Origin of the sequence: Novosphingobium sp. 18050 (assembly GCF_902706195.1) — a bacterium.
Taxonomy (GTDB): domain Bacteria; phylum Pseudomonadota; class Alphaproteobacteria; order Sphingomonadales; family Sphingomonadaceae; genus Novosphingobium.
Map to the genome: position 1 here is coordinate 38,189 of NZ_CACSJO010000004.1, position 13,845 is coordinate 52,033.

A 13,845-nucleotide genomic window follows, 5' to 3' on the forward strand; every position below is an offset into this window, starting at 1 on the left:
GTCGCCCCGACCCGATCGGGCACTTTGAGCCTGTTCAGAGGCCATAGCGCCGACGGCTCGCGAAACACGAAAGCGGCCTTTACCCATGAAAACACCGGTAAAGGCCGCCTGAATGACGAATAGGAAAAACGAAGCGCAAGCGGCGCTCCGGCCGTTCTCACGGCTCCGTGGCGAGCAGGTACAGCTGGCGAATAGCGTCGATCGGCTTGACCACGCCCTCGTGCTCCAGATGCCAGAACGTCCAGCCGTTGCACGAAGCCGCGCCCTGCACGGTCGAACCGACGCCGTGGATCGAACCGGTGAGATCACCCGTCGCCAGCGAACCGTCGGCCCGCACGGTCGCGACGTGGGCGCGCTTCTTGTCCCAAACCTGCGTACCGGGCTCGATCCAGCCGGTTTCCACCAGCGTACCGAAGGCAACCTTGGGTGCGGAGCGTTTGGACTGCATCGTCTTCAATGCGCTTTCGTCCAGCGGCAGTGCCATCTCGATGCGCTCCATCGCGGCTTCGCGGTAGTCGCTCTCGCGCTCGCAGCCGATCCAGTCGCGGCCAAGGCGCTTGGCGACAGCGCCGGTGGTGCCGGTGCCGAAGAACGGGTCGAGCACGACGTCACCCTTGTTGGTCGTCGCCAGCATCACACGGTAGAGCAGAGCCTCGGGCTTCTGCGTCGGGTGAACCTTGCGGCCATCCTTCTTGAGACGCTCGGCGCCATTGCAGATCGGGAGGACCCAGTCGGAGCGCATCTGCAGTTCGTCATTGAGGGTCTTCATCGCGCGGTAGTTGAAGGTGTACTTCGACTTCTCGCCCATAGAGGCCCAGATCAGCGTCTCGTGCGCATTGGTGAAGCGGGTGCCCTTGAAGTTCGGCATCGGATTGGCCTTGCGCCACACGATGTCGTTCAGGATCCAGAATCCCATGTCCTGCATGATCGCGCCGAGACGGAAGACGTTGTGGTACGAACCGATCACCCACAGCGAACCCTCGGGCTTCAGCACGCGGCGCGCTTCGGTCAGCCAGTCACGGGTGAACTGATCGTAGGCGGCAAAGCTGGAGAACTTGTCCCAATCGTTGGTCACGGCGTCGACGTGGCTGCCGTCCGGGCGCGAAAGGTCGCCGCCCAACTGCAGGTTGTACGGCGGATCGGCGAATACCATGTCGACGCTGGCGTCGGGAATGGTGCGCATCGCCTCGATGCAATCGCCGGGAATAATGTGGCCGAGCGGAAGCAGTTCCTTCGGGGTCCGCGCCGGTGCGCATGCCCGAATCCGTTCCTTGACCAGTATCTGCCCCATGACCGCTCCGAAAATAAGAATAACTGTGGATAGGCCGCTAAGGTGATTCATTCAGGACTCTGCGTCAAGCCGCGACTCGCCGAGATTCCTTGTGATTCAGGTGTTCAGCACGAGGAACAAAAGGAATCCGACACAACATGTCGAGTCAGGACGAATCGCATAGACTCAATATGTGGTGGGTGTGGCCCATGCGACTCGTGGATAACTTTTTATCCCGTCGCGCCATTGGGAAATGCGGCCGGTGGCGTTTTGTGCAACTGCGGTAAACTTGGTTGCATTTGCGGCAAGTGTCCCGGCAACCCAAATGGGACGCGATGCTGCTATGCAGCAATTACTCTCTGCTCAAGGTTTGCCATGTTCTCGATGATCTCGCTCTATTTCGCCTATCGCCGCGATGTCGTGCTCGCAGAGCGCTACGTCGCCGGCCTTGCCGAAGCGCCCGCGGCGACCGCCGCGCAAACGCCCGCCGAAATGGCCGTCTCCGATCAGGCTGCCCCCGAGAAGATCAAGCTCGCCGCCTGAGCGAGATTGAGCTGGGCCAGCACAGCCTGGCCTAGACCAGCAGTTCCAACTGGGCGACCGGCGCGAAGCTGCGCCGATGATGCGGAGTCGCCCCGTGCAGCCGCAGCGCCGTCAGGTGCTGGGCCGTGCCGTAGCCCGCGTTGCGCTCCCAGCCATAGTGCGGATGGGCCAGCGCGAGATCCCGCATGATCCGGTCGCGGTGTTCCTTGGCGATGATCGAAGCCGCCGAGATGCACGGCTCGATCGCATCGCCCCCAACGATCGCGCGCGCGTCCCAGCGCCACTCCACGCGTCGTCCGAAGGGCGTCATATTGCCGTCCACCAGCACTTCGCCCGGCTCCTCGCCGATGATTTCGCATAACGCCTGAACAGCGCGGGTCATCGCCAGCATCGTCGCTCCGAAGATGTTGAGACGGTCGATCTCCTCGACATCGACCACGCCCACCGCCCATCGGCAGCGCCGCTTGATCACGGTTTCCAGCTCGCCCCTGCGCTTGGCCGACAGCTTCTTGGAATCGTCGAGGCCGGACGGTCGCGGCTTGCACAGCACGACGGCCCCGGCCACAACCGGTCCTGCCAGCGGCCCACGGCCTGCCTCGTCGACACCGATGACAAGGCTGCCTCTAAGGGAACCCGACACTTCGCTGGTCATTGGAGTGGCCATGAACGCAAGAAATCTCCTCACCGCCCTATCGCCCCTCGTGGTGACCCTCGCAAGCTGCGGCAACGCTGCTACGGGGGAAAAGGCAGCGACAGGCGGTGAGTCCTTCGCGGTCGAAACCTACGCCCAGTTCGACGAGCCCTGGGCCATGGCCTTCGACGAAGGCACCGGCACCCTGTTTGTCACCGAGCGCAAGGGCGCCATCCGCTTCATGACGCCCGACCGCAAAATCGGCGAAGTTAGCGGCGTACCCAAGGTCGACTACGGCGGCCAGGGCGGCCTGGGCGATATCCTCTTTGCGCCCGGCCAGCGCAGCACGAAACTCGATTCCCGCACAGTGTACCTCAGTTGGGTGGAAGCGGGCAGCAGCGACACGCGCGGCGCGGTGGTCGGCAAGGCGGACCTCGTTTGCCCCGCCCCGCTGAGATGCCAGCTGGACGGCCTCAAGGTGATCTGGCGCCAGGATCCCAAGGTCACCGGACGCGGCCACTTCTCGCACCGCCTGGCCTTCTCGCCAGATGGCAAGTACCTGTTCGTCAGCTCGGGCGAGCGGCAGAAGTTCACCCCTGCGCAGGATCTCAACGTCAATCTCGGCAAGATCGTGCGGCTGCTGCCCGATGGCACCCCAGCCCCCGGAAACCCCTTCGCCGACAAGCCTTCGCCCACGAACCAGATCTGGTCCTACGGCCACCGCAATGTCCTGGGCCTCGCCTTCGACGAACAGGGCCGGCTGTGGGATCTCGAACACGGACCTGCTGGCGGCGACGAGCTGAACCTCGTAAAACCGGGCGCCAACTACGGCTGGCCGCTGGTTTCGGATGGCGACCACTACGACGGCAAGCCGATCCCCCGCAATTCCACCCGTCCCGACCTTGCCGCGCCCGCGATCAGCTGGAACCCGGTGATCGCGCCGGGTGATTTCATCTTCTACACCGGCGACAAGTTCTCTGCTTGGAAGGGCCACGCCCTGATCACCGGCCTCGTCGCCACGGGCCTTGTCCGCGTGCGCATCGATGGCGAGAAGGCTACCGAAGAGGCACGCTATCCCATGGATAACCGCATCCGTGACATCAGCCAGGGCCCGGACGGCACGATCTGGCTGATCGAGGACGGCGAAGGCCCCGGCAGCGGCCATCTGCTTCACCTCACCCCTGCAGCTACTGCGGCCAAATCGGCGAATTGAATCGACATTGGCGCGTTGCCACCCTATCGGGCGCGCGCAATGACCGCATCTCAAACAGCCACCGTAATCCCGCTCGACAACGTCGATCCGGCACTCGTCGAAGCCCTGCTCGACAGCGCGTTCGAGCCCGAACGCCATAAGCGTACCGCCTACAAGGTGCGCGAAGGCACCGACTGGTTGCCCGGCCTCAGCTTCGCCGTGCTCGACGCGGACGAAATGCTGGTCGGTTCGATCCAGTGCTGGCCGGTGGCTCTGAACGATCCGACGGGCCGGGCCCATCCGATGATCATGGTCGGCCCCGTCGCCGTTATGCCTGAGCATCAGGGCTCGGGTTACGGCCAGGCACTGGTTTCCGCCATCGTTGCCGGGATCGACGAGCGCGCCCCGTTGCCGCAGGTCATGATCGGCGATCCCGAATACTACGGCCGCTTCTGGGGCTTCTCCAACGAGCGCACCGGCGGCTGGAACCTTCCCGGTCCCTTCGAGAAGCACCGCCTGCTAGTTCGCTGCGCCAACCCTGCCGTCCTGCCCGAGGCTGGCATGCTGGGACCGTGGTTGCGGTAAACCGAAGTCCCGCGCCGCTGCCAGGCATAATGTCGGGCTTGGCGCGGGAAGGCCGATCTGGCATCGCCGGACAATGCCCTACGAACCGCCTCCCGAACTCGCCGGCCTCTCGCTAGGCGAAGTGGCCGAACTCGTGGCAGCCCGCAAGCTGCCCCCGGTCGACCAATGGTCGCCGCCCGAACAGGGCGATAGCGAGATGCGCATCGCCGCCAATGGCCGCTGGTTCCATCAGGACGGCGAAATCCGCCGCCCCGCCATGGTCCGCGCCTTCGCCTCGCTGCTGCTTTGCGACGAAGCGGGCCAGCACTGGCTGGTGACCCCCACTCAGAAGCTGTCGATCGAGGTGGAGGATGCCGCCTTCATCGCCATCGACGTGAAGCGCGAAGCCGGCAAACTGGCCTTCCGCCTGAACAGCGACGATCTCGTCATCGCCGGACCGGAACACCCGATATCCGCCGAGGGCGATCCCGATACGCCCGCGCTCTACCTCACTGTGCGTCATGGGACCCGGGCCAGACTCAATCGCAGTACTTACTCCCAACTTGTTGAAATTGCTATCGATCAGAACGATGGCCTCGCCGTAACAAGCGACAACGCCCGCTTCCCGCTGATCCCCGCATGAGTGCGCTGTTCAACGACGTCTCCCGCCGGTTTGCGGCAGGCCACGCAGCATCGCCGCCAGATATGTGGATCGACCCACGCATCCACGATATCGAGCGCTTCACACCGGCAGCGGTCCTCATTGCCATCACCGAGCGCGAGCGCCCCGGCATACTCCTGCTGCACCGGCCCTCGACGATGCGCGCCCATCCTGGCCAGATCGCCTTCCCCGGCGGGCGCATAGACTCGGGCGAAAACCCGGTCCAAGCCGCCTTGCGCGAAGCCAACGAGGAACTCGGCATCCGTAGCGAAGACGTTCGCGTCATCGGCTCCAGCGATCTCTATCGCACCGGCAGCGGCTACGAGATCACCCCTGTGGTCGCGGTGATCCCCGCCAATATCGATATCCATCCCAATCCGGCCGAAGTGGCGCAGTGGTTCGAGGTGCCGGTCGATTTCGTCCTGAATCCGGCCAACCAGCACACGCGCACACTCGACTACGAGGACCGCAAGATAAGTTTTGTCGAGATCATCTGGAACGATACGCGGCAGGACCACATCATCTGGGGCGTTACCGGCGCGATCCTGCGCAATCTGGCGAACCGGCTGAACTGGCATGACTGACACGCTCGACGCTCCCTGGATGCACCGCGAGGATATCGCCGCCATGGTCGCCGCGCTGGGCCATGACAACGTCCGCTACGTCGGCGGCGCGGTGCGTGACACCCTGCTAAGGCTGCCGGTCAAGGACATCGACATGGCAACCGTGCTGCACCCGCAGGCCGTCATCGAACGCCTGGCCGCTGCCGCCATCCGCAGCGTTCCCACCGGCATCGAACACGGCACCGTCACCGCGGTCCTTCCCGGCGGCCCGGTCGAGATCACCACCTTGCGACAGGACGTGTCCACCGACGGTCGCCGCGCGACCGTCGCCTTCGCCAGCGACTGGCGCGAGGACGCCGAGCGGCGCGATTTCACGATCAACGCGCTCTACGCCGACCCGCTCACGGGCGAAATCTTTGACTGGTTCGGTGGCCGTAACGACCTCGCAATCCACCACGTGCGCTTTATCGGCAATGCCCGCCAGCGCATCCGCGAAGACCACTTGCGCATCCTGCGCTACTTCCGCTTCCAGGCCCGCTTCGGTGGCTCGCCGGCCGACGATGAGGCGGAAAGCGCCTGCGCCGAACTGGCCGCGACGCTCAAGGGCCTCTCTCGCGAGCGGGTCGGCATGGAGACGATGAACCTCCTCGGCCTGCCCGACCCCGCGCCCACGGTACGCCGTATGGCGCAGTTGGGCGTTCTGGCGGTGATCCTGCCCGAAGCCGATCCCGAAAGGCTCACTGCACTGGTGGCCACCGAAACCGCGCAGGGCCACGCCCCCGATCCGGTCCGGCGCCTCGCCGCCCTGCTTCCCGCGCAGCCCGCGCTGGCCGAGCAGGTCGCCGCCCGTTTCCGCCTTTCCGCCGCGCAGAAAAAGCGGCTCTCGCTGGCGGCAGCGCGTGACGGCAGCCCCGGCGATGCGCGCGCCCTCGCCTTCCGGCTGGGCCGCGAATCCGCGCTCGACAGGCTGCTGATCGCCGGTGCGGACACCTCCTCGCTCACCGACTGGGAGATCCCGCGAATGCCGCTCAAGGGCGGCCAGATCGTGGCGCGGGGGGTCGGCGCAGGGCCAGATGTCGCGCGCATCCTGAACCGCGTTCAGGAATGCTGGATCGCTGAAGGCTTTCCCGATGCCGCCCGCGTCGAGGCGCTTCTGACGGACGTCCTGGCGGAGCGCCCCGCATGAACCTTGGCGAGCTGGGAGAATTCCTGTTCGACCAGCCCCTGCTGACACTGACGATCGCGGCGATCCTCCTTGCCGTCGGCGCCGGCATGCTTGCAGCCTCGCGCCCGCGCATCGGCCATGCCTTGCGCAACACCGCCTACCTCGGCCTTGTCGCCGCGTTGCTGCTGACGGTGGCGCAGCTTGCCGGCCACAACAATCGTTCGGAAGCCGCGCTCTGGCTCGACCGGACCCGACCCGCCGAGATCGTCGGCAAGGAAACCGTCATCGCCATGCGCGCCGACGGGCACTTCTGGGTCGAGGCGCAGCTCAACGGCGAGCCAGTCGATTTCCTGATCGACACCGGCGCCACCTATACCGGCGTCTCGAAGCGGGTCGCCCAGCGCGTAGGCCTGCAACCCGACGCGGACGACGACGGTGTCCTGCTGGATACCGCCAACGGCACCATCGTCGCGCGCATGGCATCGGCAAACTCGCTGCGCTTCGGCGGGATCGAGGCCAATTCCCTGCCCGTCGCCATCGGTCCGGATGGCGAGGTCGACACCAATGTAATCGGCATGAACCTGCTCTCGCAGCTGGCCTCATGGCGGGTGGAGAGTAGTCGCCTGATCCTGGTTCCGAAGGGACGCTGACAGTCAGCCCTGCGAAAGCTGCAATATGCTATGAATACACATATGGACCTTTCGCAAATTCTCAGCTTTCTTGCCGGACAACCTCTGCTCCTACTCGCCTGCATCGGCATAACCGTAAGCCTGCTTGGCGGAATGCTGCGCCGCGCGGCCCCGGTTCTGGGCGGCTTCGTGCGCGGGATCGGCAATCTCGGCCTGCTCGCGGCGATGCTGCTGACGATCGCGCAAGTCACCCGGCTGACCACCGGCGCTGATTTCGCAATACCGCAACTGGGCCTGACCCGTCAGAGCGTCGAGGGCGGGGAGACCCGCGTGCCGATGAATCCCGACGGCCACTTCTGGATTACCGCGACGGTGAACGGCGTAAAGCGCGACTTCCTCGTCGATACCGGCGCCACGCTCACCGCGATTTCGCCGGCGACCGCGCAGGCAGCCGAGCTGAAGGCCAATCCCCTCAACCGCTCGGTACTGATGCATACGGCCAACGGAACCATCGAAGCACAACTGGCGACGATCGACGAACTGCGCATCGGCAACGTGGTAGCCCGAGAACTCGACGCGGTCGTCGCGCCCGGCATCGGCGATACCAACGTCATCGGCATGAACGTACTATCACGCCTGGCCAGTTGGCGGGTGGAAGGCAGGACGCTGATCCTTGTGCCCCATCACCCGCAGGCGGTGAAGGAAATCTGAGGCTGGCGGTCCCGGACCACGCCCGGGACGTACGTCAGCTCTGGAACTTGTTGTCCCGCGGGAAGCCCACCGGCGGCAGACGCCCGGCAGCGCCGCGCGCCACTTTCCAGAGCGTCATGTCCTTTTCGGTACGGGTACGGGCGCTTTCGCCCCCCATCGTCCACGACAGCCCTTCTTCCAGCTTTAGCGTGATGACATCCGACATGCCGCCGTCGCGGTAGCGCTGCAGGGTGACCCCCTGGCCCTTGGCCATCACCGGAAGTTCCTCAAGGCTGAAGATCACCAGCTTGCGGTTGTCACCCACGACTGCAACGTGGTCATGCTCTGCCGGGATCTCGCGCACGGTGACGAGATTGACGCCCTGTTTGGTCGACATGACCGCGCGGCCCTTGCGGGTTTCCGCCAGCAATTCATCCATCTCCGCCGCGAACCCGCGCCCGATGTTCGAAGCGAGCAGAAGCTGCGCCTTGGGCTTGTAGACCATGGCCGCGACGATATGCGCCTCGGTATCGATATCTACCATCGTACGGATCGGCTCGCCGAACCCGCGCGCCCCGGGCAGCTTGTCCGCGCCCAGCGTATAAAAGCGACCATTGTCGAGTGCGATCAGCACCTTGTCGGTGGTCTGCGCGTGGAAAGCATAGCCGGGGCCATCACCTTCCTTGAACTTGAAATCGCCGTCCAGCGGCACATGTCCACGCGCCGCCTTGATCCAGCCCCTCGCCGAGAGGATCACCGTCACCGGCTCCTTCTCGATCATCGCGTCCATGCTGAATTCGACGGTCTTGGTCGCCTGCGCAATCGTGGTGCGGCGGCGTCCGAGTTCGGTGTCTTCGGCGTAATCCTTGCGCAAGTTGGCAAGGTCGCGCTTGATCCGGGTGCGCTGGCGGGCCGGGCTTTCGAGCAGCCGGTTGAGTTCCTCCTGCTCTTTGAGCAGCTCGGCATGCTCCTTGCGAAGCTCCATTTCCTCAAGCTTGCGCAAGGACCGCAGGCGCATGTTGAGGATCGCCTCGGCCTGACGGTCGGTCAGTTCGAACTCCGCCATCATCACCACCTTGGGCTCATCCTCGGTACGGATGATCTCGATGATCCGGTCAAGGTTGAGGTAGGCGATAATATAGCCGGCAACGAGTTCCAGCCTCGAGGCGATCTTCTCGAGCCGGTGGTTGGTCCGGCGCAGCAGGATGTCGATCTGGCTATAGACCCATTCCTGCAGCAACAACTTCAACCCGAGGACGCCTGGAGTTCTATGCGAATCCAGTACGTTGAGGTTCAGACTGAACCTGCTTTCGAGGTCTGTCAGCCGGTATAGGCTTTCCTTGAGCAGCTCGGGATCGACATTGCGGCTCTTGGGGACGAGGACGAGGCGGATTTCCTCGTCGCTCTCGTCGCGCACGTCTTCCAGGATCGGCAGCTTGCGGTCGCCGATGAGCGCCGCGATCTGTTCGATCAGCTTGCCCTTCTGGAGCATGTACGGAATTTCAGTGACGACGAGCTGCCACTGGCCCGCGCCCAGCTTCTCGATGCCGGTTTCTTCCCACGAGCCATCGGAATTGCGCCCGGTGGAAAAACGCCCGCGCACGCGAAACCCGCCCTTGCCGGTGGCATAAGCGTGACTGATCGCCTCAGGGCTATCGACCACGAGGCCGCCGGTCGCGAAGTCCGGGCCGTGGAACACTTCCATCAACTGCGAATGCTCGACGTGGGGATTATCGATCAGCAGAAGCGTCGCGTCGATGATTTCGGCTACGTTGTGACTGGGGATCGATGTCGCCATGCCTACCGCGATCCCAACGGCGCCGTTGGCCAGCAGGTTCGGGAACATGCCGGGGAAGATTTCCGGCTCGTTTTCCTCACCATTGTAGGTGGGGATAAGGTCGACAGTGCCTTCGTCCAGCCCGGACATGAGCTGGATCGCGGTCTTCGTCAGGCGCGCTTCGGTGTAACGATAGGCGGCGGCGTTATCGCCGTCGATGTTACCGAAATTGCCCTGCCCCTGCACCAACGGATAGCGCAGCGAAAAGTCCTGCGCGAGGCGGACCATCGCGTCATAGACCGAGGCGTCGCCATGCGGGTGATACTTACCGATCACGTCACCGACTACGCGCGCGGATTTCTTATAGGCATTGCCCGGATCGAGCTTGAGCTGCCGCATTGCCCAAAGCAGACGGCGGTGGACCGGCTTCAACCCATCGCGAAGGTCGGGCAGCGAGCGCGCCGTGATCGTCGACAGCGCATAGACGAGATAACGCTCCGACAGCGCCGCATCGAAGGGAGCGTCGACGATGGCGTCGAACGGGTCGGAGTCGTCGTCAGTCGTGTTCACCATTGCAGGAACGCACTAGCAACATCGGCCCCGGAGAGGAACCGCCGGATACGAAGTTTTCCGCCGATCATATGCTTATACGTAGTCGCTCAGCCGATCTGCATATCCCGAACCACGCCGGGGATGCGCACCGCGAGGCCGTCCAGTTCGTCGGTCAGTTCGATCTGGCAGGACAGGCGGCTAGTGCGACCCACTCCGGCAGCGAGGTCGAGCATGTCCTCCTCCTCGTTTGAAGCGGGTGGCAGCTTGTCGAACCAGTCGGGCGAGACGATGACGTGGCAGGTGGAGCAGGCCATCTGCCCCTCACACGTTCCTTCGAGCGGCATGCCCGCGTTCTGGCCCACTTCAAGCAGCCGGGATCCCGGCTCGGCCTGCGCCGAAACCCTGGACCCGTCGACGGTAACGAACATCACGTTAACCAAGTCATACTCCCTGCACCGCAGCGGCGGCTTCGATTTTGGCGCAGGCATCCTCAAGTTCCCGGATCTGAGTATATCTCCCAAATCCCAGACGGATAGAGGCTTTGGCTTGCTTATCCGAAAGGCCCAAAGCCCGCAGGACATGACTCGGCCGGCCAGATCCGCTTGCACAGGCCGATCCTGCCGAAAAAGCGAGATCGCGCAACTCTGACATTAGACGGGCCACGTCGAGGCCATCGAGGCGCAAGTTGAGGTTCCCGTGCCAGCGCTGCGTGGCCGAACCGTTCAGTTCCCAGCGCGAAAGGATGGCCCGCGCGTGCTGCCACAGATGCGCGACATGGGCGCAATCCTCGTCCATCCGGGCCACCGCAAGCGCCGCCGCCGCGCCAAATCCAGCGCAGAGCATCGGGCTGAGGGTGCCGGAACGCAGCCCCTGTTCCTGCCCGCCGCCGCGGATCAACGGCGCGAGATCCAGCCCGTCCCGCAGCCACAGGGCGCCGATGCCTTTGGGGCCATAGAGCTTGTGGGCGCTGACTGCGATGAGGTCGGCATTGGTCGGCGGGGCGATCTTGCCCGCGCCCTGCACCGCGTCGCACAAAAATAACGCCCCGACGGCATGGGCCTGCTCCGCCAGCAACTGGACAGGCTGAACCGTGCCGATCTCATTGTTGACCTGCATAACGGCGACAAGGCCGGTGCCCGGGGCAAGCGGAGCATCACCGTCGACAAGTCCTTCGGCATCGACCGGCAGGACCACAAGTGCTGGATCGACCGCCCGCGCAGTATCGAGCACGGCGGCATGCTCGATTGCCGAAACCGCCAGCTTTCGCGTGCCGCTGCCCATAATGGCGAGATTGATCGCTTCCGTAGCGCCGGACGTGAAGATCACCCGCCCGCCCGGCGGCATGAGCGCGGCGACCTGCGCGCGCGCCACCTCTACCGCTGCTGCTGCTGCGCGTCCGGGTCGATGCGGGCTGTGCGGATTGGCGAACCCGCTGGTTTCCGGTCCGCCAAGCCATGGCAGCATCGCCTCGCGCGCTTCGGGCGCGAGCGGCGTGGTCGCCTGATAGTCGAGGTAGATCATGCGTTTACCTTCGCCCATGCATCGGTGAAGGCGTCAAGGTCCTGCGGCGTCGTACTCCAGCCCATGGATACGCGGACAGTTCGCTTCGCCAGATCCGCGTCGATGCCGAAGCCCTGCAACACGCGGCTCTGCTTGAGCGTACCCGAAGAACAGGCGCTCCCCGCCGAGATCGCAAAACCCATCGCGTCCATGCGGATCAGCATCGCCGTGGCGGACATTTTGGGCGCCGCAACAGCAAAGATGTGAGAACACTGCGCCCCTGGCTGCAGCACCTCGCCATGCTCGTAAAGCCTGTTTCTGAAGTCAAAGCGCTGCTCGGCGCTGGTTGCCCAACTCTCGATCCCGCCTTCCTCCACCGCGGCGGCGAAAGCGAGGACGGCGGGCAGGTTCTCGGTCCCCGCGCGGTAGCCGCGCTCCTGCCCCCCGCTCGGCTCCAGCATGGCAAAGTCGCGCACCAGCAGCGCGCCGATGCCGACCGGGCCGCCCAGCTTGTGGGCAGAGACCACGACCAAGTCCGCATCAGGCAAGGGCGTTTTCCCGGCCGACTGCGAACAGTCGGCGAGCAGCAGGCCACCTGCCTCGCGGACCTGCACTGCCACGGGATTTGTCCCGTAAGGAAGCAGGACAGTGCCGGTTTCGGAATTGACCGACTGCAGCGCGACCACTGCCCTGCCCGACTGCGCCAGAGCATCGGCAAGCGCCTGCGGATCGACTTCACCGCCGACTACCGGCAGCACTTCGGCATCGGGCGCAGCGCGGAACACCGCATCGTGCTCCACCGCCGAGACCAGTCGCCGTTGCGTTTTTGCCCGCCCCAGCCCGATCGCCAGCGCCTCGCTAGCCCCGGACGTGAACAGCATTTCGCCCTCCCAACCCAGCGCGGTCTTCACCCTTGCCCGCGCATCTTCCAGCGCCGCACGGGCAGCGCGGCCAGGCGCGTGGGGGCTGGACGGATTGGCCCAGATCGCAGCGCCTTCCAGCCAGGCCTCGCGCGCAGAGGCAAGCATCGGTGTAGTCGCGGCATGGTCGAGATAAATGATAGGAACTGCCCTTGCTTGCGAAGTTGTTTTCGGACGCAATGTTTCTATATAGCGAACCTTTCCCATTTCCACTCCCGCGATGGCCGGCGCTGCCGTGCACGCGTGAGGTTCAACAAGTCAGGCCGCAAACAGACATGCCCGCAGTCATCTTTCCCGGTCCCGAAGGTCGTCTCGAAGGTCGTTTCCAGCCCGCTCCGCGTCCGCGCGCGCCGGTGGCGATGATCCTCCACCCGCACCCGCAGGCGGGCGGCACGATGAACGACCGCATCACCCAGCACCTCTACAAGACCTTCGTGGCGCGCGGTTTTGCAACGCTGCGCTTCAACTTCCGCGGCGTGGGCCGCAGCCAGGGCAGCTTCGACAACGGCATCGGCGAACTGTCCGATGCCGCCGCTGCGCTCGACTGGGTCCAGTCGATCCATCCCGAGGCTTCGACCACCTGGATCGCCGGCTACTCGTTCGGCGCGCTGATCGGCATGCAGTTGCTTATGCGCCGCCCGGAGATTCGCGGCTTCATCTCGGTTGCCCCGCCGGCCAACATGTACGACTTCAGCTTCCTGGCGCCGTGCCCGGCCTCGGGCATCATCGTGCAGGGGACCGGCGATACGGTGGTCACGCCCAACGCCGTGCAGAAGCTGGTCGACAAGCTGCGCACGCAGAAGCACATCACCATCCACCACGATGAAATTCCGCGGGCCAACCACTTCTTCGAAAATGAAGTGCCGGACCTGATGAAGTCGGTCGACAACTACCTCGACATGCGCCTCTCGCCGGATTGCCCGATCAAGTAATCCTTCGGTTCAATGGGTTAAGGCAGGCGTCGGAGCATCACTCCGGCGCCTGTTCCTTTTGAGCCTCGCCCGAGAGTGACAGGCCTTCAGGCGTTGGCAGGGTCCAGATGGCGATGTTCATTACCATCACCGCCGCCAGCACCAGCATCAGCACCGCCTGCTTGCGATGGCCTCCACGCCGAAACAGCACGGCGGCGCCCAGTACGAGCGCGATGACGGTGAGCACGAGAAGCGAAAGCGCGATGTTCATGGCGCC

General features: G+C 64.5%; 16 protein-coding genes. 9 read left to right on the plus strand and 7 right to left on the minus strand.

Annotation, left to right across the window (positions count from 1 at the left end; all coding sequences use genetic code 11):
* Positions 1 to 157: 157 nt before the first annotated feature.
* Positions 158 to 1,291: a site-specific DNA-methyltransferase gene (locus GVL61_RS05940; RefSeq protein ID WP_159977997.1), complete on the minus strand. Its 1,134-nt coding sequence runs from the start codon at positions 1,289 to 1,291 to the stop codon at positions 158 to 160.
* 354 nt (positions 1,292 to 1,645) lie between these two features.
* Between GVL61_RS05940 and GVL61_RS05945 the strand changes: the two genes are divergently transcribed.
* Positions 1,646 to 1,813 (plus strand): hypothetical protein, encoded by a 168-nt coding sequence (locus GVL61_RS05945; RefSeq protein ID WP_159977998.1) that lies wholly within the window; start codon positions 1,646 to 1,648, stop codon positions 1,811 to 1,813.
* A gap of 31 nt (positions 1,814 to 1,844) precedes the next feature.
* On the opposite strand, the gene GVL61_RS05950 is transcribed toward GVL61_RS05945, so the two are convergent.
* A complete protein-coding gene (locus tag GVL61_RS05950; RefSeq protein ID WP_159978000.1) occupies positions 1,845 to 2,477 on the minus strand; it encodes a ribonuclease HII in 633 nt (210 codons plus the stop codon).
* Here GVL61_RS05950 and GVL61_RS05955 point away from each other — a divergent pair.
* The 7 genes from GVL61_RS05955 to GVL61_RS05985 all read left to right on the plus strand — a co-directional run bounded on the left by GVL61_RS05955 (position 2,476) and on the right by GVL61_RS05985 (position 7,929).
* On the plus strand, positions 2,476 to 3,657 hold the full coding sequence (locus tag GVL61_RS05955) for a PQQ-dependent sugar dehydrogenase (RefSeq protein WP_159978002.1): 1,182 nt from the start codon (positions 2,476 to 2,478) through the stop codon (positions 3,655 to 3,657). The genes GVL61_RS05950 and GVL61_RS05955 overlap by 2 nt on opposite strands.
* A 39-nt stretch (positions 3,658 to 3,696) precedes the next feature.
* Entirely contained in the window at positions 3,697 to 4,221 is a 525-nt protein-coding gene (locus tag GVL61_RS05960) for a GNAT family N-acetyltransferase (RefSeq protein ID WP_159978004.1), read from the plus strand.
* Positions 4,222 to 4,294: 73 nt separating this feature from the next.
* Positions 4,295 to 4,843 (plus strand): DUF1285 domain-containing protein, encoded by a 549-nt coding sequence (locus GVL61_RS05965; protein WP_159978006.1) that lies wholly within the window; start codon positions 4,295 to 4,297, stop codon positions 4,841 to 4,843.
* Complete coding sequence (locus tag GVL61_RS05970; RefSeq protein ID WP_159978008.1) at positions 4,840 to 5,445, plus strand: CoA pyrophosphatase; 606 nt, start codon at positions 4,840 to 4,842, stop codon at positions 5,443 to 5,445. The genes GVL61_RS05965 and GVL61_RS05970 overlap by 4 nt, the downstream gene beginning before the upstream one ends.
* Entirely contained in the window at positions 5,438 to 6,610 is a 1,173-nt protein-coding gene (locus tag GVL61_RS05975) for a CCA tRNA nucleotidyltransferase (RefSeq protein ID WP_159978010.1), read from the plus strand. The genes GVL61_RS05970 and GVL61_RS05975 overlap by 8 nt, the downstream gene beginning before the upstream one ends.
* Positions 6,607 to 7,239, plus strand: a complete 633-nt coding sequence (locus GVL61_RS05980; RefSeq protein ID WP_159978012.1) for a TIGR02281 family clan AA aspartic protease — start codon at positions 6,607 to 6,609, stop codon at positions 7,237 to 7,239. Before GVL61_RS05975 ends, GVL61_RS05980 begins: the two co-directional genes overlap by 4 nt.
* Before the next feature lie 42 nt (positions 7,240 to 7,281).
* Positions 7,282 to 7,929, plus strand: a complete 648-nt coding sequence (locus GVL61_RS05985) for a TIGR02281 family clan AA aspartic protease (protein ID WP_159978014.1) — start codon at positions 7,282 to 7,284, stop codon at positions 7,927 to 7,929.
* 34 nt (positions 7,930 to 7,963) lie between these two features.
* On the opposite strand, the gene parC is transcribed toward GVL61_RS05985, so the two are convergent.
* The 4 genes from parC to GVL61_RS06005 all read right to left on the minus strand — a co-directional run bounded on the left by parC (position 7,964) and on the right by GVL61_RS06005 (position 12,864).
* Positions 7,964 to 10,258, minus strand: a complete 2,295-nt coding sequence (parC, locus tag GVL61_RS05990) for a DNA topoisomerase IV subunit A (RefSeq protein ID WP_159978016.1) — start codon at positions 10,256 to 10,258, stop codon at positions 7,964 to 7,966.
* Positions 10,259 to 10,344: 86 nt separating this feature from the next.
* Positions 10,345 to 10,677, minus strand: a complete 333-nt coding sequence (locus GVL61_RS05995) for a 2Fe-2S iron-sulfur cluster-binding protein (RefSeq protein ID WP_159978018.1) — start codon at positions 10,675 to 10,677, stop codon at positions 10,345 to 10,347.
* 1 nt (position 10,678) lies between these two features.
* Positions 10,679 to 11,758, minus strand: a complete 1,080-nt coding sequence (locus tag GVL61_RS06000) for a cysteine desulfurase family protein (RefSeq protein WP_159978020.1) — start codon at positions 11,756 to 11,758, stop codon at positions 10,679 to 10,681.
* Positions 11,755 to 12,864 (minus strand): cysteine desulfurase family protein, encoded by a 1,110-nt coding sequence (locus tag GVL61_RS06005; RefSeq protein WP_159978022.1) that lies wholly within the window; start codon positions 12,862 to 12,864, stop codon positions 11,755 to 11,757. The genes GVL61_RS06000 and GVL61_RS06005 overlap by 4 nt, the downstream gene beginning before the upstream one ends.
* A 68-nt stretch (positions 12,865 to 12,932) precedes the next feature.
* Here GVL61_RS06005 and GVL61_RS06010 point away from each other — a divergent pair, with 68 nt between their 5' ends.
* On the plus strand, positions 12,933 to 13,589 hold the full coding sequence (locus GVL61_RS06010) for an alpha/beta hydrolase (RefSeq protein WP_159978024.1): 657 nt from the start codon (positions 12,933 to 12,935) through the stop codon (positions 13,587 to 13,589).
* A 37-nt stretch (positions 13,590 to 13,626) separates the two neighbouring features.
* Here GVL61_RS06010 and GVL61_RS06015 read toward each other — a convergent pair whose 3' ends face one another.
* Positions 13,627 to 13,839 (minus strand): hypothetical protein, encoded by a 213-nt coding sequence (locus GVL61_RS06015; protein ID WP_159978026.1) that lies wholly within the window; start codon positions 13,837 to 13,839, stop codon positions 13,627 to 13,629.
* Positions 13,840 to 13,845: the final 6 nt, after the last annotated feature.